The following is a 24,619-nucleotide window of genomic DNA, read 5'->3' on the forward strand; positions in this document are numbered from 1 at the left end:
AAAGGATAATACAAGGCCGGGTAAGGCGAAGCCGCCACCCGGCATTACACCGCGCACAGGTTAGCGCCATACCACCCAATGCCTGATGGCGCTGCGCTTATCAGGCCTACATTTTCTGGAAGTGAAGCGTGAGGTACAGGGCGACGATCCGACGCCGGCGCCGCGTTAAACGTTGACGGCCGATTTACTGGTAATGCCCGGCGGCGCTGAGCGATTAGCGCCATACCACCCAATGCCTGATGGCGCTGCGCTTAACAGGCCTACATATTCGTGCAAATTATTGATATTTTAGAATTTTGTAGATACTGTTATAGCCCGCAAGTTTTTTTTATCTTCCGGTTTCCCGGATTACAGGCATGACAACCACAGCGCCGTCAGGCGCTGTTTTTTCCTTTCACGACCCGGTTAAGCCGCTACCGGTACATGCCTGGACGCGTCGAACGACTCGCCCGATTTCAGCACACCGTATGCCACCTGCGCCAGTTTACGCATCATCGCCCCGATGATGACTTTTCCCCGTTTGCCGTTAGCTGCCAGACGGTCACGGAACGCCCGCCCCCAGGTCGTTTTGCTTACTGCCACCATCGCCGGCATGTACAGCGCCCTGCGAAGCGACACATGGCCCGCCTTACTCATCCGCCCTGCGCCGCGCACGCTGCTCCCTGATTCATGATGGCGGGGCGTCAGTCCCGCGAAGGCCGCGAACTGTCTCGCTCCGCCGAACCGGTTTTCCAGACCGATGTACGCCAGCAGCACCGCTGACGTCTTTTCCCCGATACCCGGGATACTTTCCAGCAGCTTCCTGCGGTGCTTCATATCCGGGTCATCATCCGTCAGGTCCTTTATCTGTTTTTCAAGACGTTTCAGTTCGGCATCAAGCCACAGAAGATGCGCGTCAATACTCGGCATCTGAACGTCCCGCGCTGTCTCCAGCCGGTTAAGCTCCTGGGTGTGCATGTCCGTCAGCGACTGATGGCGCAGCACCAGTGCCCGCAGCGCCCGTTCAACCGGATGAGGCGCCTGCCATGCAGCAGGCCGCTTCTGGCGGCAGAACTCTGCCAGCATCCGGGCGTCGACGGCGTCCGTTTTGCTGCGCAGTCCCTCGCTCTGTGCGAAGGCTTTACCGCGGGCGGGATTGATGATCGATACCGTGAACCCCGCATCGCTGAGATGCGCGGCGGCGTCTTCCATGTACGTACTGGTGGCTTCCATACAGATATGTGCAGGCGCAGCCTGATGGCTGTTCAGCCAGCGGACCAGCTCATCGTGGCCCTTCGGGGTGTTGGCAAACTTTTTACTGCGGTGACGGCCATCGGGCCGCAGCACATCAACATCCAGCTTCGCTTTAGAGACATCGATACCAATAAAATGCAGTTCCTGTTCCATAGTGAGACCAACCTTGTGAATGCGGATTACCGGGAAAACCGGTCCATGATACTGTCCGGTTTGTCACCTGTGGAGAAGGGCAGTCCGCTGCATAGATCTACAAAACAGGCTTTGAGCCTGAGGCCGGGTCCGGCATGCGGACTGCATGGCAGTGAGAACTGGCCGGCTCTCTCTGCTCAGAAAGGATAATACAAGGCCGGGTAAGGCGAAGTCGCCACCCGGCATGATGAGGCAGGGCGCAGGCGCTGTTTTACTCGTTACGCGATGACTTGTGGCCCTCCTTCAGGGACGTTAATTTATTTTCAAAGTCGCGCTGCACAATCGCCAGCGCCTTTAACACCGTTTCCGGCGCTATCGCGTGTTCTTCCAGCAGCATAATTAAATCGACGGCCAGTTTTACGTCGTCAGGGGCGTTTTCCAGTGACATTCTCTCTCCTGTAATTAGCGGGTCAGACGTGCCAGCACACCTTCGATATCGGCCAGCGCGCGGTGGCAGCGTTCTATCCGGCCGGTAAACGCGTCAATCTCGCGTGCCAGACGCTGCTGATCGGTGAGGGACGTCGCCTGTGCATGCTGCTGAACGCGCTGCGCCTTCATCTCAATCAGACGGCGTTCAAACTCCTGGTGCTGGAGTCGCTTACGCTGCCATTTTGTAATACCGGCAGCGCCGTTATCCCAGCCGCGTAGCGTCCAGCTTGCGGTTTCCCGCGTAATGGCCTCAATCTGTGCACTCAGATGCTCCGCCAGCCAGGCGACCTGCGGGAGCTGTCGCCGCTCAACCGCCTGGCACAGTTCATCATAGTGCGCCTGCGCTTCATCAACACAAGCCTGTAATAAGGTGCTGCGGGTTTTGAACAGATGACGATCGAAGCGGGCGCTCAGCGTGGCATAGTGCGCCAGCGGCGCAACGCGGGTGCGGAGTTCTTCGAGCTGTTGATGCAGAATATGCAGTAGCCGGGTGGTTTTCACCGCATTCTCTCCTGTAAATTACAACAGCTATGTTACATTAGCCGTTCAGTTACGTAACGATTCGTACTATGCGACGCACTATTCTACTCATCATTGGCTGGCTGGCGGTAGTCCTCGGTACGCTCGGCGTGTTTTTGCCGCTGTTGCCGACCACGCCATTTATTTTACTCGCGGCCTGGTGCTTTGCGCGCTCTTCGCCACGCTTTCACCACTGGCTTGTGTACCGCTCGTGGTTTGGCGGCTATTTGCGCCACTGGCAAACGTATCGTGCGATGCCGCCGGGGGCGAAACCGCGGGCGATTATTATGATCCTGCTGACCTTCGCGCTCTCACTGTGGCTGGTGAAGATGCTATGGGTGCGCATCCTGCTGCTGGTGATTTTAAGCTGCCTGCTGATTTTTATGTGGCGGATCCCGGTGGTTGATGCAAAACAACAAAAGCACTGAAGGGCAATAATCGCTGTTGCAATTGTCCGGCACAGCCAGTAAATTCGACCGTTTTCGAGCACGCGCGCGCCTGGTCAAAGGTTAAACAAATGTTTCTTTTGATCTCTTTCGGCTGCGCGGTGAGTAACACCGTATCAATCAGGCATATATCTATGACCGCAACTGCACAGCAGCTTGAATTTCTGAAAAACAGCATTAAAAGTATCCAGGATTATCCAAAGCCTGGCATCCTTTTCCGTGATGTCACCAGCTTGATGGAAGACCCCAAAGCGTATGCGCTCAGTATTGAATTGCTGGTTGAGCGTTATAAAAACGCCGGGATCACCAAAGTCGTTGGGACTGAAGCGCGCGGTTTCCTGTTCGGTGCACCGGTTGCGCTGGGTCTGAACGTCGGTTTTGTACCGGTGCGTAAGCCGCGTAAACTGCCGCGTGAAACCATCGCTGAAAGCTATGAGCTGGAATACGGTACCGATCAACTGGAAATCCACGTTGATGCGATCCAGCCGGGCGACAACGTGCTGGTGGTCGACGATCTCCTCGCTACCGGCGGCACCATCGAAGCCACGGTTAAGCTGATCCGCCGCCTGGGTGGCAACGTTACTGATGCGGCATTTATCATTAACCTGTTCGATCTGGGCGGCGAGCAACGTCTGGAAAAACAGGGTATTACCAGCTACAGCCTGGTCTCCTTCCCGGGGCATTAATCCCCTGATGCACAACCTCGCTCAATGGGTGAGGTTGTGATAGCATTACCCCTTCATGAATCCACCTTCCAGCGTCAGAGCCAGCCAATGAGTTATCAGGTCTTAGCCCGCAAATGGCGTCCACAAACCTTTGCTGACGTCGTCGGCCAGGAACACGTGCTGACCGCCCTGGCAAACGGCTTATCGTTAGGGCGTATTCATCACGCATACCTTTTTTCCGGCACCCGGGGCGTCGGTAAAACCTCTATCGCCCGTTTGCTGGCGAAGGGGCTTAACTGCGAAACCGGTATCACCGCCACGCCGTGCGGCGTGTGTGATAACTGCCGCGAAATTGAGCAGGGGCGCTTCGTCGATTTAATTGAAATCGATGCCGCCTCACGCACCAAAGTCGAAGACACCCGCGACCTGCTGGATAACGTCCAGTACGCGCCTGCACGCGGTCGCTTCAAGGTCTACCTGATCGATGAAGTGCACATGCTGTCGCGCCACAGCTTCAACGCCCTGTTGAAAACGCTGGAAGAGCCGCCGTCGCACGTGAAATTCCTGCTGGCGACCACCGATCCGCAGAAGCTGCCGGTGACTATCCTGTCGCGCTGCCTGCAATTTCACCTTAAGGCGCTTGACGTTGAGCAGATCGGCCATCAGCTTGAGCACATTCTTGATGAAGAAAAGATTGTCCACGAACCGCGTGCGCTTCAGCTCCTGTCGCGTGCCGCGGACGGCAGCCTGCGCGATGCGCTCAGCCTGACCGATCAGGCGATTGCCAGCGGAGACGGGCAGCTTACCGCCGCTGCTGTCAGCACGATGCTGGGGACGCTTGACGACGATCAGGCGCTGTCGCTAATCGAAGCGCTGGTCGCGGCGAACGGCGAGAGCGTGATGACGCTGGTCAATGAGGCTGCGCTACGCGGAATTGAGTGGGAAGCCCTGCTGGTTGAAATGCAAAGCCTGCTACATCGCATTGCGATGGTTCAGCTTTCGCCTTCGGCGCTGGGAGCGGATATGGCAGCCATTGAACAGCGGATGCGTGAATTAGCCCGCACCGTGCCGCCGACCGATATCCAGCTTTATTACCAGACCTTATTAATGGGTCGCAAAGAACTTCCTTATGCACCTGACCGGCGGATGGGCGTTGAGATGACGCTCCTGCGTGCCCTGGCGTTTCATCCGCAGATGCCGCTGCCGGAACCGGAAGGTGTCCAGCAGTCGTTTGCACCAGTTGCGCCGACGGCGGTGCTGACGCCAACGCAGGTGCCGCAACAGTCCTCGCCTGCGCCTGCGCCGGTTGTGCAAAATGAGGCTACCAGCAACGTGCTGGCGGCCCGCAGCCAGCTGCAACGCGCTCAGGGAGCAACCAAACCAAAAAAGAGTGAACCGGCAGCCGCTTCCCGCGCGCGGCCGGTGAACAACGCTGCGCTGGAAAGACTGGCTTCCGTTTCCGAACGGTTGCAGACGCGTCCGGCGCAAGCGACTCAGGAAGCGGCTCCGGCGAAAAAAGAAGCCTACCGCTGGAAAGCGACGACGCCGGTAAGCGAGACGGCTAAAGACATCATCGCCACGCCAAAAGCGTTAAAAAAAGCGCTGGAGCACGAGAAAACGCCAGAGCTGGCCGAGAAACTGGCGGAAGAAGCGATGGTGCGAGACCCGTGGGCGGCAGAGGTCAAACAGCTGCAACTGCCGAAACTGGTCGAACAGGTGGCGCTTAACGCCTGGAAAGAGCAGAACGGCGATGCCATTTGCCTGCATCTGCGTCCTGCCCAGCGCCATTTAAATTCCTCCGGCGCGCAGCAGAAACTGACTGAGGCGATGAGCACGTTATATGGTAAGTCGGTTGAACTGACTATCATTGAAGATGATAATCCGGCAATTCGCACGCCGCTGGAGTGGCGTCAGGCGATTTACGAAGAAAAACTCGCGCAGGCGCGCGAGGCAATTATTGCGGATAACAACATCCAGACGCTGCGTCGTTTCTTCGATGCGGATCTGGATGAAGAGAGTATCCGCCCCATTTGATCTTACGCTATGCGCAGGATCGTCAACCGTTAATGAGAGAGAAGCCTATGTTTGGTGGTAAAGGCGGTCTGGGTAATCTGATGAAACAGGCCCAGCAGATGCAAGACAAAATGCAGAAAATGCAGGAAGAAATCGCTCAGCTGGAAGTCACTGGTGAATCCGGTGCCGGTCTGGTGAAAGTGACCATCAACGGTGCGCATAACTGCCGCCGCGTGGAAATCGATCCGAGCCTGCTGGAAGACGACAAAGAGATGCTGGAAGATCTGGTCGCGGCGGCATTTAACGACGCTGCTCGTCGTATTGAAGAAACCCAGAAAGAGAAAATGGCTTCCGTTTCCTCTGGCATGCAACTGCCGCCTGGCTTCAAGATGCCGTTCTGATGCAAACCAGTCCGCTGTTAACTCAGTTGATGGAAGCCCTGCGCTGTCTGCCGGGCGTCGGCCCGAAGTCGGCGCAGCGCATGGCGTTTACGCTATTGCAGCGGGATCGCAGCGGCGGAATGCGTCTGGCGCAGTCGCTGACGAAGGCGATGTCAGAAATCGGTCACTGCGCGGATTGCCGGACCTTCACCGAGCAGGAAGTCTGTAACATCTGTGCGAACCCGCGCCGTCAGGAAAACGGTCAAATCTGTGTGGTAGAGAGTCCGGCGGACATCTATGCCATTGAACAGACCGGCCAGTTTTCCGGGCGCTATTTTGTGCTGATGGGGCACCTGTCGCCGCTGGACGGTATCGGCCCGCAGGATATCGGTCTCGACCGGCTGGAACAGCGGCTGGAGACGGAAACGCTGAAGGAAGTGATCCTCGCCACCAACCCCACGGTGGAAGGGGAGGCGACGGCTAACTATATCGCTGAACTCTGCGCGCAGTACGGCGTGGAAGCCAGCCGCATTGCCCACGGCGTGCCGGTGGGCGGCGAGCTGGAAATGGTCGATGGCACCACGCTGTCACACTCCCTCGCCGGTCGCCACAAGATTCGTTTTTAACCAAACGGGAGCAGAAATTTTTGCTCCCGCTTGAAATTTTCCTGCCGTAACCCCATCTCACCCTCATCACTTTTTTTACCTGATAAACGGTATTGTTGAGGTTGAACACGATGAAAGGACAAGAAACTCGCGGCTTTCAGTCAGAAGTAAAACAGCTTCTGCACCTGATGATCCACTCTCTCTACTCCAATAAAGAGATCTTCCTGCGTGAGCTTATCTCGAACGCGTCGGATGCGGCGGACAAGCTGCGTTTTCGCGCGCTGTCTAACCCGGATCTGTATGAAGGCGACGGTGAACTGCGCGTTCGCGTCTCGTTCGATAAAGAACAGCGTACCCTGACCATTGCCGATAACGGCGTGGGGATGAACCGTGACGATGTGGTTGATCATCTGGGTACCATCGCCAAATCAGGGACTAAATCTTTCCTCGAATCAATGGGGTCCGACCAGGCGAAAGACAGCCAGCTAATCGGCCAGTTCGGCGTTGGCTTCTACTCGGCGTTTATCGTGGCGGATAAAGTCACCGTGCGTACCCGCGCGGCGGGCGACAGCGCTGAGAACGGCGTGTTCTGGGAATCTGCTGGCGAAGGCGAATATACCGTTGGCGATATCACGAAAGACGATCGCGGCACCGAAATCACCCTGCATCTGCGCGAAGGGGAAGACGAGTTCCTCGACGACTGGCGTGTGCGCTCGATCATCAGCAAATATTCCGATCATATCGCGCTGCCGGTCGAGATTGAGAAACAGGAAGAAAAAGACGGCGAAACCATCGTTTCCTGGGAAAAAATCAACAAAGCGCAGGCGCTGTGGACCCGTAACCGCGCGGAAATAAAAGACGAAGAATACACCGAGTTTTACAAACACATTGCCCATGACTTTACCGATCCGCTGACCTGGAGCCACAACCGCGTGGAAGGGAAGCAGGAGTACACCAGCCTGCTGTACATTCCGTCGCAGGCACCGTGGGATATGTGGAATCGCGATCATAAGCACGGCCTGAAACTGTACGTTCAGCGCGTCTTTATTATGGATGACGCCGAGCAGTTTATGCCGAACTACCTGCGCTTCGTGCGTGGTCTGATAGACTCCAGCGACCTGCCGCTCAACGTTTCCCGTGAGATTTTGCAGGACAGCACCGTCACCCGTAACCTGCGCAGCGCGCTGAGCAAACGCGTTCTGCAAATGCTGGAAAAACTGGCGAAGGACGATGCAGAAAAATACCAGACCTTCTGGAAACAGTTCGGCCTGGTGCTGAAAGAAGGCCCGGCGGAAGATACGGCCAACCAGGAAGCGATTGCTAAACTGCTGCGTTTTGCCTCCACGCATAACGACTCTTCCGAGCAGACCGTGGCGCTGGCGGATTATGTCTCCCGCATGAAAGAGGGCCAGGAGAAGATCTACTATATCACCGCCGACAGCTATGCGGCCGCGAAGAGCAGCCCGCATCTGGAACTGCTGCGTAAGAAAGGCATCGAAGTGCTGCTGCTTTCCGATCGTATCGATGAGTGGATGATGAACTACCTGACCGAGTTCGACGGTAAGTCGTTCCAGTCCATTTCAAAAGCTGACGAATCGCTGGATAAACTGGCGGATGACGTTGACGAAAGCACGAAAGAAGCGGAAAAAGCGCTGACGCCGTTTGTTGAGCGTGTAAAAACCCTGCTGGGAGAGCGTGTGAAAGAGGTGCGTTTGACGCATCGTCTGACCGATACGCCAGCGATTGTCACCACCGACAACGACGAAATGAGCACCCAGATGGCGAAACTGTTTGCCGCAGCGGGTCAGGCAGTGCCGGAAGTGAAATACATCTTTGAACTGAACCCGGATCACGTGCTGGTGAAACGCACCGCGGATACCCAGGATGAAGAGCAGTTTAAAGAGTGGGTTGAACTGCTGCTCGATCAGGCGCTGTTCGCCGAGCGCGGTACGCTGGAAGATCCTAACCAGTTTATCCGCCGCATGAACCAGCTTCTGGTTTCCTGATAGTAGCGTTGTGATGCCCGGTGGCGGCTTCGCCTTACCGGGCCTACGACTTCGTAATGTGATGGTCTGGTTTACGGTTTTACTGGCGCATTAGCCTGCCATTCGTAGGCCCGGTAAGCACAGCGCCACCGGGCATTCCGGCTCCATACCGCTACTTTTCTCTTTATTCTTTCCTATTAACCGTTTCAGCCCCGGCCCCTTCCTTGAGACAATAGCGTGATGGTGGTATCGTTTAGCGCTTTGTTTAAAAATGACAACCTTTGAGGGGATTTTCGTAATGCGTATCATTCTGCTTGGCGCTCCGGGCGCAGGTAAAGGAACTCAGGCACAGTTCATCATGGAGAAATATGGCATTCCGCAAATCTCCACCGGTGACATGCTGCGCGCCGCCGTAAAATCCGGCAGCGAGCTGGGTAAACAGGCGAAGGACATCATGGACGCGGGTAAGCTGGTGACGGACGAACTGGTGATCGCGCTGGTCAAAGAGCGTATTTCTCAGGAAGACTGCCGCAACGGTTTTCTGCTCGACGGCTTCCCGCGCACTATTCCGCAGGCTGACGCCATGAAAGATGCCGGTATCGCGGTGGACTACGTACTGGAATTCGACGTACCGGACGAGCTGATCGTCGATCGTATCATTGGCCGTCGCGTCCATGCCGCATCAGGCCGCGTATACCACATCAAATTCAACCCGCCGAAGGTTGAAGGTAAAGATGACGTCACCGGCGAAGAGTTGACCACCCGTAAAGACGATCAGGAAGAAACCGTGCGTAAACGCCTGGTGGAATACCATCAGATGACCGCGCCGCTGATCGGCTACTACCAGAAAGAAGCGCAGGCGGGTAATACCCAATACGCGAAAGTTGACGGCACCAAAGCCGTCAGCGAGGTGCGCGCTGAACTGGAAAAAATTCTCGGCTAACGTATTTCTCACCCGGTTCACGCCGGGTGAGTCTCACCTTTCACAGCGATTAGTTCCTCGCCCGCGCTTTTCAGCTACAATTATCAGCCGTTTTAATGGATAAGAGGCGGTAATGCGTCAGACGAAAACTGGTATCCTGCTGGCTAACCTCGGCACTCCCGATGCACCGACCGCCGGTGCGGTTCAACGCTATTTGCGACAATTTTTGAGCGATAAACGCGTGGTCGATACGCCTCGCATTCTGTGGTGGCCGCTGCTGCGCGGGGTTATCCTGCCCATTCGTTCGCCGCGGGTAGCGAAACTTTACCAGTCGGTATGGATGGAAGAAGGCTCCCCGCTGATGGTTTACAGCCGTCGGCAGCAGCGCGCGCTGGCTGAACATCTGCCCGACGTCCCTGTTGCGCTGGGAATGAGCTATGGCAAGCCTTCACTTGCCAGCGCCGTTGATGAATTGCTCGCCAGTGATGTCGATCATATCGTGGTGCTGCCACTCTATCCGCAATACTCCTGCTCAACGGTGGCGGCGGTGTGGGATGAACTGGGACGTCTGCTGGCGAAAAACCGTCGCGTGCCCGGCATCACCCTGATCCGCGACTATGCTGATGATTCGGCCTACATTCAGGCGCTGGCGAACAGCGTGCGCGCCTCTTTTGCTACCCATGGTGAACCAGACTTGCTGTTGCTCTCCTATCACGGCATTCCCCAGCGTTATGCTAATGAAGGGGATGACTATCCGCAGCGCTGTCGCGATACCACTCGCGAGCTGGTCTCCGCGCTGGAGCTGCCGCCGGAAAAAGTGATGATGACCTTTCAATCCCGCTTCGGACGTGAACCCTGGCTGACGCCGTATACGGATGAAACGCTGAAAATGCTGGGTGAGAAGGGCGTTAAGCATATTCAGGTGATCTGCCCCGGCTTTGCGGCTGACTGTCTTGAGACGCTGGAGGAAATTGCGGTGCAGAACCGTGAGTTTTTCCTCGAAGCGGGCGGGGAAAAATATGAATATATTCCGGCACTCAATGATTCAGCAGACCATATTCTGATGATGGACGAGATCACTCGCCCTTATCGTTAATCGCGCCGCAGGCGGGGAATATGCTACTATTCTCCGCCTGTTAACTGCCATCAGAACCCCGTTCATGAAATTTCCCGGTAAACGCAAGTCCAAACACTATTTCCCCGTCAATGCGCGCGATCCTCTCCTGCAACAAATTCAGCCGGAAAGCGAAACCGGTACCTCGTGGATTGTCGGTATTGATCAGACGCTGGTGGATATCGAAGCCAAAGTCGACGATGCGTTTGTGACCCGTTACGGCCTTAGTGCCGGGCATTCACTGGTGATTGACGATGAGGTCGCCGAGGCAGTTTATCAGGAGCTGATGCGTGACAACCTGATTACCCACCAGTTTGCCGGCGGGACGATTGGCAACACCATGCACAACTATTCGGTGCTGGCCGATGACCGTTCGGTACTGCTGGGCGTGATGTGCAGCAATATTGAGATCGGCGGCTATGCTTACCGCTATCTGTGCAATACCTCCAGCCGCACCGACCTCAACTATCTGCAGGGCGTTGATGGGCCGATTGGCCGCTGCTTCACCCTGATTAGCGACAGCGGCGAGCGTACCTTTGCCATTAGCCCCGGTCATATGAACCAGTTCCGCGCCGACAGCGTACCGGAATCGGTGATTGCCGGCGCGTCCGCACTGGTGCTGACCTCCTATCTGGTGCGCTGCAAGCCAGGCGAGCCGATGCCTGAAGCAACCATGAAAGCCATCGAATACGCCAAAAAACATAACGTTCCGGTGGTGCTGACGCTGGGCACCAAATTTGTGATTGCCGATAACCCGGAGTGGTGGCAAGCGTTCCTTAAAGAGCACGTCTCGATCCTTGCTATGAACGAAGAAGAGGCCGAGGCGCTGACTGGTCTCAGCGATCCGCTACTGGCCTCAGATAAGGCGCTGGACTGGGTTGATTTAGTGCTGTGTACCGCTGGTCCGGTTGGTCTGTATATGGCAGGTTTTACCGAAGATGAAGCCAAACGCAAAACCCAGCATCCGCTGCTGCCGGGGGCGATTGCCGAATTTAACCAGTACGAATTCAGCCGGGCGATGCGCCATAAGGATTGTATTCACCCGCTGCGCATTTTCTCGCATATCGCCCCGTATATGGGTGGTCCGGAGAAAATCATGAACACCAACGGGGCAGGGGACGGCGCGCTGGCCGCACTGCTGCACGATATCACCGCCAATAATTATCACCGTAATAACGTGCCGAACTCCAGCAAGCATAAATACACCTGGCTGACCTATTCCTCGCTGGCGCAGGTCTGTAAATACGCTAACCGCGTGAGTTATCAGGTCCTCAACCAGCACTCCCCACGCCTGACGCGCGGCCTGCCGGAGCGGGAGGATAGTCTGGAAGAGTCGTACTGGGAGCGATAAGACAGCGATTCAGGGGGGGCGGGTTGCATAAACCTGCCCGGCGGCGCTGCGCTTGCGCGGGCCTACGGTGAGTGCAACGGCGTGGTTCTGATTGCCTGCAATAGCTTGATATTATTGGTTTTGTGGTTTTGTGCTTTTGTGGTTTTGTAGGCCGGGTAAGCGCAGGGCCACCCGGCATGAAACGCGGCATAGCCGCTGCCTTGAGTTAATTCCGCTTAACCCGTCACCGCCTCTTCCATTGGCGGTTTAGTCAGCAGCGTCATCATCGTATTCGCAATTTCCCGTTCGCCCATCACCACTTGATTGGCCCCGCGCTCGGTGATGTAATCCACTTCATCATCATAATGCGCACGGGCAATAATCTCGATTGTCGGGCACTTCTCACGTGCGGTCGTCACGATTTCACCCGCTTCATAACCGTTTGGAATGGTGAGCAGCAGCCAGCGGGCGCAGTCCAGATGCGCCAGGTTAAGGATCTCTTCATTAGCGGCATTCCCCAGCACCGCGCGGATGCCGCGCTCGCGCAGTTCATCCACGCGGGTACGCGACGTTTCCACCACCACCAGCGGAATGCCCTGGGCCATCAGTTTTTCACCCAGCAGACTGCCAACACGACCGTAACCGACCAGCAGGGCATGATTGCAGATATCGACCGGAATTTGCTTTTCCTCTTCAGTCACTTCTTCCAGCGTCTGTTCTTCCAGCGTTTCGGTTTTATCAAGATAACGCTCAAGGAGGACAAACAGCACCGGGTTAAGCATAATCGACAGCATCGCGCCCGCCAGCACCAGATTTTGTCCTGCCTGCGGCAGCAGGTTGAGTGCCATCCCCAGTCCGGCAAGGATAAACGCAAATTCACCAATCTGCGCCAGACTGGTGGCGATAGTGAGCGCGGTACGCTGTGAGTGTCCGAACATGCGTACCAGCAGGAGCGCCGCCACCGACTTACCAAAAATAATAATCGCCAGCGTGCCCAGCACCGCCAGCGGCTGTTCAAGTAGGATCATCGGATCAAACAGCATCCCCACCGAGACAAAGAACAGCACTGCAAACGCGTCACGCAGCGGCAGGGTATCGTGCGCCGCCCGATGGCTCAGTTCAGATTCGTTTAACACCATCCCGGCGAAGAACGCGCCCAGCGCAAAGGAGACGTCAAACAGTTCCACAGCGCCAAAAGCAATGCCCAGCGCCAGTGCCAGAACGGAGAGGGTAAAAAGTTCGCGTGAACCGGTGGCTGCGCTGCGGGCCATAATCCACGGCACCAGGCGGCGGCCTACCACCATCATAATCGCGATGAACGCGACCACTTTGCCGATGGTGATGCCCATATCCAGCGACAGCGACGCCAGACCGACGTTGCCTTTTTCAAGCATTCCGGCCACCGCTGGCAGCAGAACCAGCGTTAATACCATCACCAGATCTTCGACAATCAGCCAGCCAATAGCGATTTGCCCGCGCTGACTATCAATAAGCTGTCGCTCTTCAAGCGCGCGTAGCAGCACCACCGTACTGGCGGTAGAAAGACACAGACCAAAAACGATACCGGTCATCAGCGACCAGTCCATCAGTGCGGCAAGCCCCATTCCCAGTAGCGTGGCGACCGCTATCTGCGCAATCGCACCGGGAATGGCGATAGACTTTACCGCCATCAAATCCTTCAAAGAGAAATGCAGTCCGACGCCAAACATCAGCAGGATCACGCCCAGCTCCGCCAGCTCAGGAGCCAGTTTGGTATCAGCCACAAAGCCTGGCGTAAACGGTCCGGCCAGAACGCCCGCTAACAAATATCCCACCAGTGGAGAAATACGCAGTTTATTGGCAAGCATGCCAAGGATAAAAGCGAGCACAAGGCCGCCGACAATGGTGGTGATAAGCGGGGTGGCGTGATGCATTCCGTCTCCTTTCGCGTAGGTGTGGATCCATTTTTGGCAGAAAACCAAAAACCCGAGTAATAGTTTATGACAAAATTAATCATCATGTTGATGAATTATTGTTGAATTTTGATGAAAATTGGGATTTGCCGCAAAAAAAGCACAGAACGGAAAAATGAGCGGGATAAGTACGGGAAAGAGCAGTAACTACGCGGGAAAGCAGCGGCCAAAAAACGCTTTTGGCCGCTGGAAACTACGCCTTATGCCGGTTATCAGGCAGGAATATGGTGAGGATCCCCAGAAGTGGCAGGAAAGCACAGATTTTATAAACCAAATCAATACCGTGATGATCGGCGAGCAGCCCCAGCACGGCTGCCCCAAGCCCGCCCATGCCAAAAGCAAAGCCAAAGAACAGGCCAGAGACCATCCCGATACGTCCCGGCAATAACTCCTGGGCATACACCAGGATGGCCGAAAAGGCAGAGGCAAGGATAAAACCGATAATCACGGTTAAAATGCCGGTCCAGTAGAGAGTGGCGTAGGGCAAAAGCAGGGTAAACGGCGCCACGCCAAGGATAGAACCCCAAATCACATATTTGCGACCAATTTTATCGCCGACAGGTCCGCCAATTACCGTTCCCGCTGCAACAGCGAACAAAAACGCAAACAAATGCAACTGGGCGTTTTGCACCGAAAGATCGAACTTATGCATCAGATAAAAGGTGTAATAGCTGCTGATACTCGCCATATAGAAATATTTTGAGAAAATCAGGATCAGCAGCACGCTGACGGCCAGGATCACTTTATTACGCGGTAACGGACTCCTCACCGGCGCAGATGTTTTGCCCTTGTTCACCCGATGCTGCGCGGCATACCAGCGGCTGACCTGCGCCAGGACAACGATCGCCAGCAGCGCGGCCAGTACAAACCATGCCACGTTTCCTTTGCCATAAGGCGCGATAATCACCGCTGCCAGCAATGGCCCCAGTGAACTGCCGAAGTTGCCGCCCACCTGGAAAATGGACTGCGCCAGCCCATGACGCCCGCCCGAGGCCATACGCGCAACACGGGACGATTCCGGGTGAAATACCGACGAACCCGTGCCTACCAGCGCTGCCGCCAGCAGAACCGTACCAAAACTTCCTGCCAGCGCCAGCAGCACCAGACCGCTTAACGTAAAGCACATGCCGATCGGCAACGACCAGGGCATCGGATGTTTGTCGGTCCAGTAGCCCACTATCGGCTGAAACAACGACGAAGCGAGCTGGAAGGTCAGGGTAATTAAGCCGATCTGCACGAACGTGAGCGAGAACTCAGATTGCAGAAGCGGATAAATGGCCAGTATCAACGACTGGATCATGTCGTTTAATAAATGGGAAAGGCTGATGGCGCCAAGGATACCAAACGCAGTACGTGCTTTTGGCGGCGGAACGGTGTTGCGGGTTTCACTGATTGCCATAAATTTCACTTTTAATGGTTTTACGATGCAGGGAAAAAAGCAGGTTAGAAATTATTATGCCGCTAAGATACCTGTCTGAAAGCACTGAAGGAAGTCGCATTCTGCAAACAAAGTTGTCTACTATTTGATTACGCGGTAATTTCGCCACTACACATTGAGTCAGGGAGAGAAATATGATGTTTTTAAAACGGGGCATCGCGCTGGCAGTGCTGACAGCCTGTACCCTCGCGAGCCTGTCAGCTCAGGCGTATGAGAAAGATAAAACGTATAAAATCACCATCCTTCATACCAACGATCATCATGGTCACTTCTGGCGCAGCGAATACGGTGAATACGGCCTGGCAGCGCAAAAAACGCTGGTGGATGGCATTCGTAAAGAGGTGGCCGCAGAAGGTGGCAGCGTCCTGCTGCTTTCCGGTGGCGATATCAACACTGGCGTGCCGGAATCCGATCTTCAGGATGCCGAGCCGGATTTTCGCGGCATGAACCTGATTGGTTATGATGCGATGGCGGTCGGCAACCACGAATTTGATAACCCGCTGAGCGTCCTGCGCCAGCAGGAGAAGTGGGCAAAATTTCCGTTCCTCTCTGCCAATATTTATCAAAAAAGCACCGGCGAGCGGTTGTTCAAGCCGTGGGCGCTGTTCAAGCGTCAGGATCTGAAAATTGCCGTGATTGGATTAACTACCGACGATACGGCGAAAATAGGTAATCCGGAATATTTTACCGACATTGAATTTCGTAAACCGGCAGATGAAGCAAAGCTGGTGATTCAGGAATTGAATGAGACCGAAAAGCCGGACTTTATTATCGCCGCCACCCATATGGGCCATTATGATAACGGCGAGCACGGTTCCAATGCGCCGGGTGATGTCGAAATGGCGCGTAGCCTGCCTGCCGGATCGCTGGCGATGATTGTCGGCGGACACTCTCAGGATCCGGTCTGCATGGCCTCTGAGAATAAAAAACAGGTTGATTACGTGCCGGGAACGCCGTGTGCGCCAGATCGTCAGAACGGCATCTGGATCGTGCAGGCACACGAGTGGGGTAAGTACGTCGGGCGTGCGGATTTTGAATTCCGCAACGGTGAGATGAAACTGGTCAACTATCAGCTCATCCCGGTTAACCTGAAGAAAAAAGTCACCTGGGATAACGGCGAGAGCGAGCGCGTGCTCTACACGCCAGAAATTGCCGAGAACCCACAGGTACTTTCCATGCTGACCCCGTTCCAGAACAAAGGTAAAGCGCAACTGGACGTCAAAATAGGTAACGTGAACGGCAGGCTGGAAGGCGACCGCAGTAAGGTGCGTTTTGTGCAAACCAATCTGGGACATTTGATCCTCGCGGCGCAAATGGCGCGTACTAATGCGGATTTGGCAGTGATGAGCGGTGGCGGTATTCGCGACTCCATTGAAGGTGGCGATATCACCTATAAAAATGTGCTTAAGGTACAGCCGTTTGGCAACGTGGTGGTGTATGCCGATCTGAGCGGGCAAGAAGTGATCGACTATCTGACCGCCGTCGCGCAGATGAAACCGGACTCCGGCGCGTATCCGCAATTTGCCAACGTCAGTTTTACCGCTAAAGAGGGCAAACTGAACGATCTGAAAATTAAAGGCGAAGCGGTCGATCCGGCGAAAAAATATCGCATAGCGACATTAAGCTTTAACGCCACGGGCGGCGACGGTTATCCGCGTCTTGACGATAAACCCGGTTACGTAAATACCGGCTTTATTGACGCTGAAGTGCTGAAGCAGTTTATCCAGCAGAACTCCCCGCTGGATGCGAATGCGTATGAGCCGAAAGGCGAAGTGAGCTGGGAATAAGACTGTATTGCTGAGACCGGTCCGGTGAACGAGGGTGGGCGCCGGACCGCGTGTAGATTTGGGTGGCATCACTGATGAGCACGGATTTTAGTATTTCAAGAATAGATGAAATTGACAGGCAAATGGCTCTTCTCAGGTATGAGCCATGCCAGTGTGGGCGTTATCTGGAAGTAAAAATTCGGCATTTTGGTGGGGGGGAGCACTATGTTCGCCAGTGCAATCAGTGTGGCAGACAGAAAGGAGGTGCCCTTAAAGCAATCGATGCTTTAGATGAACTCCACGGACAGACTCCACGCACATTTGATCCTGCTATTGAAGAAAAATACAATAGTGAATTAACAATACGCAATAGAAAATTATCCCAGCTTTCACGGGAAAAAATTCAGTTGCTTTCAAGTTTAAATGGGGGAACCGATCCCCTGTATATAGAGCAAGAGCAAAAATATCGCGAAGCCTTTCAAAAATTATCTGCGCATCTGGATGCGTTTATGGAATCCTTCACATTAGATAAAACACTGTTTGCCTTGTCTCAGCAAGAGAGAAGAATTAAAAAAGAAAAACGAGAGAATGACGAAAAATCACCGTCTCTTTTTTCATCAGAAACAGAGCTTAAAGCATGGATGTTTGACTTTATGAAGAATGATTTTTATGTTTATCAGGAAGTTACCGGTATTCATGCTACTGAGGGCGTAAGGGTCAGAATTGATTATGTTTTGTACCCCCGGGCGCATCTGATTGAACAGGGTTTCGAGCCTGCACCGTTTGGTATCGAAGTAAAATATTTAAATCAAGAAAAAAATTTCGCGCACAAAGCGAGTCGTGGGATTTGGCAAGCTATTTCCTATAACGATTGTGAATTTTCGCTTAAAGACAGAAAGTTCAGGCTGAAGTTTTGCCTGCTATTTTCCAATCTTTCGTTTAGTCATGAAAGAGAAATACTGGAGTTATACAGTGACCATACCGATAGAAAAAGCATGAAGTGGATGGGTATACTAAACGTTGCTAATCATGCAAAAGTAGGTGTATTAAAAATCACAGGTAAAAGAGAGAAGGTTAAAGGCTGGTCGATTAGTTTCGCTGGTGGTATATATTTTAGCTGCCAAATCGATAAAGACGGCAAACACGTTAAACTAGTAAATGCAAATACGGTTAATAAAGTCAGGATCGGTAACTTTTAATCTGAAAAGGTACCCTGGTTCAGGTTGCCCTCTTAAGTCAGCTTCTGGCGTCTAAACACACCCGGTGGAACGCCAACGTATTTATTGAATGCCACGTTGAATGCACTGGCTGACTGGTATCCCGTTTTGAATGCAATCTGTTCGATTTTATCGTTGCTGCTCAGCAGTGCTTTTTTGGCTAAGGACATTCGCCAGAAGAGGAGATATTGCATTGGAGGCATGCCGACGGTCTCATTGAACGTAGCAAAAAAAGAGGAGCGAGACAGCGCGGAATGACTGGCGAGCTGTGCTGTTTGCCAGGCAAAACCGGGATTTTCATGAATAAGATGCAGGGCGATGGCGATCTTTTCGTGTTGTAATCCTTGTAAGATACCTGCCGTTTTCGACAGTTCATGATTACTACGTAACGACTCAACCAACAGCAGTTGTAAAAGACGCATCAAGACGACTTCACGCCCTGGTCGGCTGGCCCGGCTTTCCTCTAAAAGCAATTCAAGGAGCGTGACGAAACGACGTTGTCCTTTAATAAGAATTTCGTTTGGTAATAAAGAGACGATAAGTTGTTTGTCCGGCGTGTCGAATTCACAGTGGCCGACATTCATAACAAAATTAGCCGGCCCGGTGATGGAGCCGATCCTCACGTGTCCTTTGCTAATAATTTTCGGCGGTGTAATTTCAACCGGACGGGAGGCTCCCGCGTTGGTGTTAACAAAAGAATACGCCGCGGGTATCAGAATAAAGTCACCAGCAACGAGTAATTTTGGACCTTGCCCGTTAACATTAATCAGGCATTCACCTTCTAACACCGCGCAGTAAAATGCTTCTCCGCCCGATTCCCGAGCAACACGCCACTGCCCGGCCCCTTCAACAAGTTTTGAATGCGAAGGTTTGGGATTGAGTAATGCAACGATATCGGTCAACGGATCTGACATTGGACGATCTCTAAATTTATCTGGATTTTTGATTATATATTGTCCTGATGGTAGCGGCTATGATCACTGCTCCTGCCAACAAAGAGAATTAAATATGTCTACTGTGCTTATTACCGGATGCTCATCAGGTTTTGGACTCGCCACCGCCAAACTTTTTTTAGAAAAAGGGTGGGAGGTGATTGCAACGATGAGAACGCCTGACCCGACACTATTACCTGATAGCGACAAACTGACCATTTTACCGCTGGATATTACTTCTGCTGAGAGTATCGATAATGTGGTGAATGCGACGGGGGCGATTGATGTGCTGGTGAACAATGCTGCCTTTGGTGCACCTGTCCCGGTTGAACTCACGCCGTTAGCCACAGCGCAGCAATTAATGAATACGAATGTCTTAGGGACATTGTCATTAACTCAGGCGTTTCTGCCAGCGATGAGAGAAAAAAAATCAGGGACGATCATTAATGTCTCTTCATCAGTGACAACCCGGGCACTGCCGTTGATTGGGCTTTATCGCGCAAGTAAAGCCGCTCTGAATGCATGGAGCGAGTCATTATCAATGGAAGTCAGTCCTTTTGGTATTCGCGTCCATATCGTATTACCGGGGCGTTCACCAGAAACGAAGTTTGGAGAAAATGCACGAGCCTATTTTGGCGGGATTGACGATCCCGCTTATGGAACCATGGTGAAGGCGTTTATTCAGATGGCTGGGGAGACCGACTCGCCAGTGACTTACGCTAATGATGTCGCCAATGCCATTTTTGCAGTTGCGAATAATCAAAACGCTCCGCTTTACACTGCTGCGGGTGAGGATGCCGACATCTGGCTAAAAGAAGCACAGCATCACTCCCCCTTCTCTTATTAATGACACGGAATAAGAGCGTTAATAGTGGCGAAAATCGACGAGGGGATATTTCCCCTCGTCGGTGAATTTTCTCTGTTGGGTGAAATAATAACGTTGAGGAAAGTGCTCGCGTACACGATGATTGCAACTGGCCTACTGAAGATTATTCCAGCCAGGAGAAAATACGATGTCTGACCATCCTGAGATCGCTCTACTCGGTCCGGGGGCTATCGGAACGACGATTGCTGCCGTACTGCATGAGGTTGATCGCACGCCGGTGCTTTGCGGGCGCACTGCGCATCCACAGTTAATTCTGCGTCACGATGAGGGTGAAATTGTGGTGCCAGGTCCGGTATTAAGCGATCCGGCGACTATTCATCACCCGGTCGATCTGCTGTTTGTCGCGGTAAAAACCACTCAGATTGCAGACAGTGCCGCCTGGCTGGCCACGCTATGCGATGAAAATACCGTCGTCTGTGCGTTGCAAAATGGGGTTGAGCAGAAAGACCTGCTGGAACCTTATGTCAACGGCGCAACGGTGCTGCCTTCGGTTGTGTGGTTCCCGGCACAGCGCGAGGCGGATGCATCGGTCTGGCTACGGGCGAAACCGCGCCTGACGCTACCGGATGTCCCGCAGGCCAGACGCGTCGCTGATGCGCTCAATGGCACACGCTGTACCGTGGAACGGGAAGCGGATTTTATCTCTATCGCCTGGCGCAAACTGTTGCAGAATGCGGTCGCTGGCCTGATGGTGCTTGCTAATCGCCGCGCCGGGATGTTTGCCCGCGAGGATATCACTGCGCTGGCTCTGCGCTATCTGCGTGAATGTCTGACGGTGGCGCGTGCGCAAGGAGCGGTATTAAACGATTCCGTACCCCAGGAAATCGTTGACGGTTTTCATCGTGCCCCGGCAGATTTAGGCACGTCGATCCTTGCTGACCGCCAGGCTAATCTCCCACTGGAGTGGGATATCCGTAACGGCGTGATACAACGTTATGGACGATCGCAGGGGATCCCAACACCGATTAGCGATGTGCTGGTACCGCTGCTGGCGGCAGGGAGCGAAGGGCCTGGCTGATGTTGTGAATGGCAGGCGTGATTGAAATCGAACCGCTTTCACGCCTTCGCGTGCCCGATCTGCTCGCACTGCGGAAATTTATCGTCCAGACTTAACCCAAAGCATAGTCTGCGCAGGCATTGTGCTTTACACTGCGCGCTGCAAAAATAGGGCAGATAAACGATTAATCAGGCGGTAATGGCGATGAACGGAACGATCACAACATGGTTTAAAGATAAAGGTTTTGGTTTTATCAAAGATGAAAACGGTGATAACCGCTATTTTCATGTGATTAAGGTCGCCAACCCTGATCTGATTAAGAAAGATGCCGCGGTCACTTTCGAACCCACAACCAATAACAAAGGATTATCGGCGTATGCGGTGAAAGTCGTACCGGAAAGCAAATACATCTACATCGCGGGCGAACGCCTTAAGCTTACCTCGATCAAGTCTTACCTGGTCTACAGTGAGGAAGTGCCTGCCGAGACCCGCATCGATAAAGAAAACGCGGTACTGTCCGTAGGCGTCCTGATGGGAAGTATCAGACCCAAATCAGCCGCAAAACCTGGCGAAATGCGCACGCTGAAAAAACTGGCGATCACCACTTTCCAGGGAACGACGTTAATTTTCTCGGAAGATGAGATTGATATCGATGCCACGGTGAAACTGCTTAAGGTTTGAGATTAACCCCACACTTTTGACCGGATTAGAAACGACAATGACAAAACTTACTTTACAAGAGCAGATGCTAAAAGCTGGCTTAGTGACCAGTAAAAAAATGGCTAAAGTGCAAAGAACGGCTAAAAAATCGCGGGTTCAGGCTCGCGAAGCAAAAGAGGCGGTGGAAGAAAATAAAAAAGCGCAGCTTGAGCGCGATAAGCAGCTAAGTGAACAACAAAAACAGGCTGCCATCGCTAAAGAATATAAAGCCCAGGTGAAGCAGCTTATTGAAATGAACCGCATTAGTATTGCAAGAGGCGATATTGATTTTAATTTCACGGATAATAACCTCATCAAAAAGGTCGCTGTGGATAAGCCAACTCAGGCGCAACTGATAAATGGTCGTCTCGCCATTGCACGTTTGGTAGTCGATAACAAAAATGAGTATGAATACGCTATTATTCCTGCCAGCGTAGCCGATAAAATCGCACAGCGGGATGCGAGCAGCATTGTATTAAACAGTGTGCTGAGTCAGGAAGAGCAGGACGAAGACGATCCGTATGCCGACTTTAAAGTGCCCGACGATTTGATGTGGTAACAGACCATAGCTGTTACGCATCAGCCGCTGTCAGAACGGCGAGGTGTTATGCATTTTGATCGCAGCATTGCTGACGGGATGAACAAAATGCAATTCGCTGGCATGCAGCATCAGGCGCGGCGTCAGTTCGGTGCCCGGCAGCAGGCGACCCCCGTACAGATCGCATCCCAGAATAGGGTGGCCCAGCAGCTGACAGTGAATACGTAGCTGGTGGGTACGACCCGTCACCGGCGTAAGCTGAACTCGCGTTACTGGCATTCTGCCTCCCTGATGATGATAAAAGCGCTCGATGACCCGATAACGCGAGCGAGCAGGCTTACCGTGGCGTGAACAAATCGACATCAGCGGAAACCGCGCCGGATCTTTGGCAATTGCTGCGTCTATCACCCCTTCATCGTCCTGCAGATGCCCGCAAAGCAGGGCGCTGTATCCTTTGGTAACAGCGCGCTGACTGAACTGCTGGCAGAGGGCGGCATTGATCGCCTTAGTGCGGGCAACCACCATCAGTCCGGACGTCCCGAAATCAAGGCGGTGAACCAGCGTGCAGCCGGGGAATAGCTGTACCAGCCGGTGATGCACCGAGTCGAGATTTTGCGGATTTTTTCCCGACAGACTGAGCAGCCCGGTGGGTTTATTGATCAGCACCAGGTGCTCGTCCTGATAGAGGATCTCTATCTCTTCATGGCACGGCGGGGCAATAAAGGTATCAAAAATAGTCGACATCAGGCTGCCCGGCGGGAAAGTGGAAGCGGATCATAACCAATTTTCAGCGGGCTGGCGAATGGTCACCGATCCACAATAAACGTTCTCTCCCGTAACCTCAGGATTACTCGCGCCGTGCAATATCAGCGAATGTGGCACCAAGCGTCTTCGCCAGATCGTTAGCCGCCAGTTCAATATCTAACCCGCGCTTGCCGCCGGAAACAAAGATGGTGGCAAATTGCTGGGCGGGAGCGTCAATCAGCGTCGGCAGCCGTTTTTTCTGCCCCAGGGGGCTGATACCGCCAACCAGATATCCGGTGGTGCGCTGTGCAAGCTGCGGATCGGCCATCTCAACTTTCTTCGCGCCCAGTGCCTTTGCCACTTTCTTCAGGTCCAGCTGGGTCGCCACCGGCGTCACCGCCACCGCCAGGTTTTTGGCCTCGCCGTTGACGGCGACCAGCAAGGTTTTATAAACCTGTTCCGCATTCAGACCGAGCTTGCGCACCACTTCATCACCAAAATTGGTTTCGCTGGGATCGTGATCGTAAGTATGGATCTGGAAAGAAATCTTTTGTTTCTCAAGTAACTTAACGGCGGGCGTCATGATAATCCTTACCTGCAAGCCAACAATGCTTCAAGCTTACGCCTGAAGCCGCAGGAAAAAATAGTATAATCTTGCTTATTAGTATTGGCAGTAACGATGCTTTGAGCGACAATTCATCAACCAGAGTTCGCTCTGGCATAATAATAAAGATGAAATTCCTCTTTGACGGGCCAATAGCAATATTGGCCACTTTTTTATCGCATGATCTCCGCCAGGCTACCTTCACCATACAGATGCAACGCGCCCACCGCCACCACATAGCGTCCCGCGGGTAATGCGCAGAGCACATCGCGCCAGGCGCGGTTGCGCTGATGCATCAATACATCATACAACCCTTCACTGAAGGTATTTGGCAACTTAACGTCATGAGCCGCAGGCGGATGTTCCAGCCACCAGCTGATCATCATCTGTAACAGCCGCGCGTTGGTATGCCAGTGGGTGAGGGTATCGTCCAGTAGTGCCATGCCGTTATCGGGCAACTCGCAGAGCAGGGCAATTTGCCGGGCGGCACCTTCCAGCTCGACGATGCGGATCTGTTCTGCCTGCGCCGCCTGAATGAGCTGAAGATCGATACCGTATTCCGGCCGCAATCCCAGTTGCTGTGCCTGCGTTGCCTGTAGCGCCATGGCAATTTGCCACAGCGGCTGCGTGCTAAACAGCGAAAGCGACAGACCCAGTTCCCCGGCCTTATTATTCAGTTGAGCTAACTGCGGTTCACTCAGACGTTCTTCCAGCGGCGGAAACACCGGCAGATCGTGAAAGGGCGTTTCATCGCCAGCGATATTGGCTTCAACAATCAGCGCATCGGCCTGCTGGATTTTTTGCCGCAGTTGCGGGGGAAGCGGGGACATATTCTGCGTCCCCATATGAATGCTGCCAACCAGATGAAACTCGCGCCCGCCGGGGAGCGAAATGTCAATGGCAGGCCAGGGGTAAGCGTTGCCGCGCAGCGTATGCCACCACGTTTTTAAACGATTAAACAGACTCATACGCACTCCGCTGGCATAAAAGCCTATGCTAACGTGCAGCGGCCT

The 24,619-nt window shown here is 53.6% G+C and carries 24 protein-coding genes and 1 other annotated feature; of the genes, 15 read left to right on the forward strand and 9 right to left on the reverse strand.

Translation table 11 applies throughout. The annotated features are described in order from the left end of the window. Positions 1-405: 405 nt before the first annotated feature. The 3 genes from ACMGGS_RS12955 to priC all read right to left on the reverse strand — a co-directional run bounded on the left by ACMGGS_RS12955 (position 406) and on the right by priC (position 2,355). Positions 406-1,386, reverse strand: a complete 981-nt coding sequence (locus tag ACMGGS_RS12955) for an IS110 family transposase (protein ID WP_414162998.1) — start codon at positions 1,384-1,386, stop codon at positions 406-408. 250 nt (positions 1,387-1,636) lie between these two features. Beyond that, positions 1,637-1,813, reverse strand: coding sequence for a pleiotropic regulatory protein RsmS (gene rsmS, locus ACMGGS_RS12960; RefSeq protein ID WP_414162999.1), 177 nt, complete (start codon positions 1,811-1,813; stop codon positions 1,637-1,639). Positions 1,814-1,827: 14 nt separating this feature from the next. After that, positions 1,828-2,355: a primosomal replication protein N'' gene (gene priC / locus ACMGGS_RS12965; RefSeq protein ID WP_414163000.1), complete on the reverse strand. Its 528-nt coding sequence runs from the start codon at positions 2,353-2,355 to the stop codon at positions 1,828-1,830. 68 nt (positions 2,356-2,423) lie between these two features. Between priC and ACMGGS_RS12970 the strand changes: the two genes are divergently transcribed. From ACMGGS_RS12970 to ACMGGS_RS13010, 9 genes are all read left to right on the forward strand, one after another. Beyond that, positions 2,424-2,801, forward strand: coding sequence for a DUF454 family protein (locus ACMGGS_RS12970; protein WP_176917465.1), 378 nt, complete (start codon positions 2,424-2,426; stop codon positions 2,799-2,801). 152 nt (positions 2,802-2,953) lie between these two features. After that, complete coding sequence (gene apt, locus ACMGGS_RS12975; protein WP_414163001.1) at positions 2,954-3,505, forward strand: adenine phosphoribosyltransferase; 552 nt, start codon at positions 2,954-2,956, stop codon at positions 3,503-3,505. A gap of 87 nt (positions 3,506-3,592) precedes the next feature. After that, a complete protein-coding gene (gene dnaX / locus ACMGGS_RS12980; RefSeq protein WP_414166268.1) occupies positions 3,593-5,518 on the forward strand; it encodes a DNA polymerase III subunit gamma/tau in 1,926 nt (641 codons plus the stop codon). After that, positions 4,848-4,912 (forward strand) — a sequence feature (DnaX frameshifting element). Its footprint overlaps the gene before it by 65 nt. 47 nt (positions 5,519-5,565) lie before the next feature. Beyond that, a complete protein-coding gene (locus ACMGGS_RS12985; protein ID WP_176917575.1) occupies positions 5,566-5,898 on the forward strand; it encodes a YbaB/EbfC family nucleoid-associated protein in 333 nt (110 codons plus the stop codon). Continuing rightward, positions 5,898-6,503 carry a recombination mediator RecR gene (gene recR / locus ACMGGS_RS12990; protein ID WP_176917467.1) on the forward strand — a complete coding sequence of 202 codons (606 nt, stop codon included), beginning with the start codon at positions 5,898-5,900 and terminating at the stop codon, positions 6,501-6,503. Before ACMGGS_RS12985 ends, recR begins: the two co-directional genes overlap by 1 nt. 110 nt (positions 6,504-6,613) lie before the next feature. Then, positions 6,614-8,488 carry a molecular chaperone HtpG gene (htpG, locus tag ACMGGS_RS12995; RefSeq protein ID WP_176917468.1) on the forward strand — a complete coding sequence of 625 codons (1,875 nt, stop codon included), beginning with the start codon at positions 6,614-6,616 and terminating at the stop codon, positions 8,486-8,488. A 277-nt stretch (positions 8,489-8,765) separates the two neighbouring features. After that, on the forward strand, positions 8,766-9,410 hold the full coding sequence (gene adk, locus ACMGGS_RS13000) for an adenylate kinase (protein ID WP_194205277.1): 645 nt from the start codon (positions 8,766-8,768) through the stop codon (positions 9,408-9,410). 112 nt (positions 9,411-9,522) lie between these two features. Beyond that, a complete protein-coding gene (gene hemH, locus ACMGGS_RS13005; protein WP_176917470.1) occupies positions 9,523-10,485 on the forward strand; it encodes a ferrochelatase in 963 nt (320 codons plus the stop codon). A 64-nt stretch (positions 10,486-10,549) separates the two neighbouring features. Beyond that, positions 10,550-11,854, forward strand: a complete 1,305-nt coding sequence (locus tag ACMGGS_RS13010) for an inosine/guanosine kinase (RefSeq protein WP_414163002.1) — start codon at positions 10,550-10,552, stop codon at positions 11,852-11,854. Positions 11,855-12,069: 215 nt separating this feature from the next. On the opposite strand, the gene ybaL is transcribed toward ACMGGS_RS13010, so the two are convergent. Next, positions 12,070-13,746: a YbaL family putative K(+) efflux transporter gene (gene ybaL, locus ACMGGS_RS13015; RefSeq protein ID WP_414163003.1), complete on the reverse strand. Its 1,677-nt coding sequence runs from the start codon at positions 13,744-13,746 to the stop codon at positions 12,070-12,072. A 232-nt stretch (positions 13,747-13,978) separates the two neighbouring features. After that, a complete protein-coding gene (locus ACMGGS_RS13020) occupies positions 13,979-15,184 on the reverse strand; it encodes an MFS transporter (RefSeq protein ID WP_414163004.1) in 1,206 nt (401 codons plus the stop codon). A 173-nt stretch (positions 15,185-15,357) separates the two neighbouring features. On the opposite strand from ACMGGS_RS13020, the gene ushA reads away from it, so the two are divergent. Together ushA and ACMGGS_RS13030 are read left to right on the forward strand one after the other, a co-directional pair. Further along, positions 15,358-17,010, forward strand: a complete 1,653-nt coding sequence (ushA, locus tag ACMGGS_RS13025; protein WP_414163005.1) for a bifunctional UDP-sugar hydrolase/5'-nucleotidase UshA — start codon at positions 15,358-15,360, stop codon at positions 17,008-17,010. A 74-nt stretch (positions 17,011-17,084) separates the two neighbouring features. Continuing rightward, positions 17,085-18,188, forward strand: coding sequence for a hypothetical protein (locus ACMGGS_RS13030; RefSeq protein ID WP_414163006.1), 1,104 nt, complete (start codon positions 17,085-17,087; stop codon positions 18,186-18,188). 32 nt (positions 18,189-18,220) lie between these two features. Here the strand turns inward: ACMGGS_RS13030 and ACMGGS_RS13035 are convergent, their stop codons facing one another. Continuing rightward, positions 18,221-19,120, reverse strand: coding sequence for an AraC family transcriptional regulator (locus ACMGGS_RS13035; RefSeq protein WP_414163007.1), 900 nt, complete (start codon positions 19,118-19,120; stop codon positions 18,221-18,223). A gap of 94 nt (positions 19,121-19,214) precedes the next feature. Here ACMGGS_RS13035 and ACMGGS_RS13040 point away from each other — a divergent pair, with 94 nt between their 5' ends. From ACMGGS_RS13040 to ACMGGS_RS13055, 4 genes are all read left to right on the forward strand, one after another. Continuing rightward, a complete protein-coding gene (locus tag ACMGGS_RS13040; RefSeq protein WP_414163008.1) occupies positions 19,215-19,985 on the forward strand; it encodes an SDR family oxidoreductase in 771 nt (256 codons plus the stop codon). Between the two features lie 166 nt (positions 19,986-20,151). Then, complete coding sequence (locus tag ACMGGS_RS13045; protein WP_414163009.1) at positions 20,152-21,042, forward strand: oxidoreductase; 891 nt, start codon at positions 20,152-20,154, stop codon at positions 21,040-21,042. A 177-nt stretch (positions 21,043-21,219) separates the two neighbouring features. Beyond that, complete coding sequence (locus ACMGGS_RS13050) at positions 21,220-21,702, forward strand: cold-shock protein (protein ID WP_414163010.1); 483 nt, start codon at positions 21,220-21,222, stop codon at positions 21,700-21,702. A gap of 37 nt (positions 21,703-21,739) precedes the next feature. Beyond that, positions 21,740-22,279 (forward strand): DUF2058 domain-containing protein, encoded by a 540-nt coding sequence (locus ACMGGS_RS13055; protein ID WP_414163011.1) that lies wholly within the window; start codon positions 21,740-21,742, stop codon positions 22,277-22,279. 30 nt (positions 22,280-22,309) lie between these two features. Here the strand turns inward: ACMGGS_RS13055 and ACMGGS_RS13060 are convergent, their stop codons facing one another. The 3 genes from ACMGGS_RS13060 to ACMGGS_RS13070 form a co-directional block, all read right to left on the reverse strand. Continuing rightward, a complete protein-coding gene (locus tag ACMGGS_RS13060; protein WP_414163012.1) occupies positions 22,310-23,002 on the reverse strand; it encodes an RluA family pseudouridine synthase in 693 nt (230 codons plus the stop codon). A 103-nt stretch (positions 23,003-23,105) separates the two neighbouring features. Next, positions 23,106-23,585, reverse strand: coding sequence for a Cys-tRNA(Pro)/Cys-tRNA(Cys) deacylase YbaK (gene ybaK / locus ACMGGS_RS13065; protein WP_414163013.1), 480 nt, complete (start codon positions 23,583-23,585; stop codon positions 23,106-23,108). A 194-nt stretch (positions 23,586-23,779) separates the two neighbouring features. After that, entirely contained in the window at positions 23,780-24,574 is a 795-nt protein-coding gene (locus ACMGGS_RS13070) for a TraB/GumN family protein (protein ID WP_414163014.1), read from the reverse strand. Between the last annotated feature and the right edge of the window lie 45 nt (positions 24,575-24,619).

The organism is Superficieibacter sp. BNK-5, assembly GCF_047456055.1.
In the GTDB taxonomy this organism is placed as follows: domain Bacteria; phylum Pseudomonadota; class Gammaproteobacteria; order Enterobacterales; family Enterobacteriaceae; genus Superficieibacter.

Excerpts from the sequence above, each read along its gene's own strand:
- ACMGGS_RS12955 (WP_414162998.1), bottom strand. The coding sequence starts at position 1,386 with ATGGAACAGGAACTGCATTTTATTGGTATCGATGTCTCTAAAGCGAAG.
- rsmS (WP_414162999.1), bottom strand. The coding sequence starts at position 1,813 with ATGTCACTGGAAAACGCCCCTGACGACGTAAAACTGGCCGTCGATTTA.
- ACMGGS_RS12970 (WP_176917465.1), top strand. The coding sequence starts at position 2,424 with ATGCGACGCACTATTCTACTCATCATTGGCTGGCTGGCGGTAGTCCTC.
- apt (WP_414163001.1), top strand. The coding sequence starts at position 2,954 with ATGACCGCAACTGCACAGCAGCTTGAATTTCTGAAAAACAGCATTAAA.
- dnaX (WP_414166268.1), top strand. The coding sequence starts at position 3,593 with ATGAGTTATCAGGTCTTAGCCCGCAAATGGCGTCCACAAACCTTTGCT.
- ACMGGS_RS12985 (WP_176917575.1), top strand. The coding sequence starts at position 5,566 with ATGTTTGGTGGTAAAGGCGGTCTGGGTAATCTGATGAAACAGGCCCAG.
- recR (WP_176917467.1), top strand. The coding sequence starts at position 5,898 with ATGCAAACCAGTCCGCTGTTAACTCAGTTGATGGAAGCCCTGCGCTGT.
- htpG (WP_176917468.1), top strand. The coding sequence starts at position 6,614 with ATGAAAGGACAAGAAACTCGCGGCTTTCAGTCAGAAGTAAAACAGCTT.
- adk (WP_194205277.1), top strand. The coding sequence starts at position 8,766 with ATGCGTATCATTCTGCTTGGCGCTCCGGGCGCAGGTAAAGGAACTCAG.
- hemH (WP_176917470.1), top strand. The coding sequence starts at position 9,523 with ATGCGTCAGACGAAAACTGGTATCCTGCTGGCTAACCTCGGCACTCCC.
- ACMGGS_RS13010 (WP_414163002.1), top strand. The coding sequence starts at position 10,550 with ATGAAATTTCCCGGTAAACGCAAGTCCAAACACTATTTCCCCGTCAAT.
- ybaL (WP_414163003.1), bottom strand. The coding sequence starts at position 13,746 with ATGCATCACGCCACCCCGCTTATCACCACCATTGTCGGCGGCCTTGTG.
- ACMGGS_RS13020 (WP_414163004.1), bottom strand. The coding sequence starts at position 15,184 with ATGGCAATCAGTGAAACCCGCAACACCGTTCCGCCGCCAAAAGCACGT.
- ushA (WP_414163005.1), top strand. The coding sequence starts at position 15,358 with ATGATGTTTTTAAAACGGGGCATCGCGCTGGCAGTGCTGACAGCCTGT.
- ACMGGS_RS13030 (WP_414163006.1), top strand. The coding sequence starts at position 17,085 with ATGAGCACGGATTTTAGTATTTCAAGAATAGATGAAATTGACAGGCAA.
- ACMGGS_RS13035 (WP_414163007.1), bottom strand. The coding sequence starts at position 19,120 with ATGTCAGATCCGTTGACCGATATCGTTGCATTACTCAATCCCAAACCT.
- ACMGGS_RS13040 (WP_414163008.1), top strand. The coding sequence starts at position 19,215 with ATGTCTACTGTGCTTATTACCGGATGCTCATCAGGTTTTGGACTCGCC.
- ACMGGS_RS13045 (WP_414163009.1), top strand. The coding sequence starts at position 20,152 with ATGTCTGACCATCCTGAGATCGCTCTACTCGGTCCGGGGGCTATCGGA.
- ACMGGS_RS13050 (WP_414163010.1), top strand. The coding sequence starts at position 21,220 with ATGGCGATGAACGGAACGATCACAACATGGTTTAAAGATAAAGGTTTT.
- ACMGGS_RS13055 (WP_414163011.1), top strand. The coding sequence starts at position 21,740 with ATGACAAAACTTACTTTACAAGAGCAGATGCTAAAAGCTGGCTTAGTG.
- ACMGGS_RS13060 (WP_414163012.1), bottom strand. The coding sequence starts at position 23,002 with ATGTCGACTATTTTTGATACCTTTATTGCCCCGCCGTGCCATGAAGAG.
- ybaK (WP_414163013.1), bottom strand. The coding sequence starts at position 23,585 with ATGACGCCCGCCGTTAAGTTACTTGAGAAACAAAAGATTTCTTTCCAG.
- ACMGGS_RS13070 (WP_414163014.1), bottom strand. The coding sequence starts at position 24,574 with ATGAGTCTGTTTAATCGTTTAAAAACGTGGTGGCATACGCTGCGCGGC.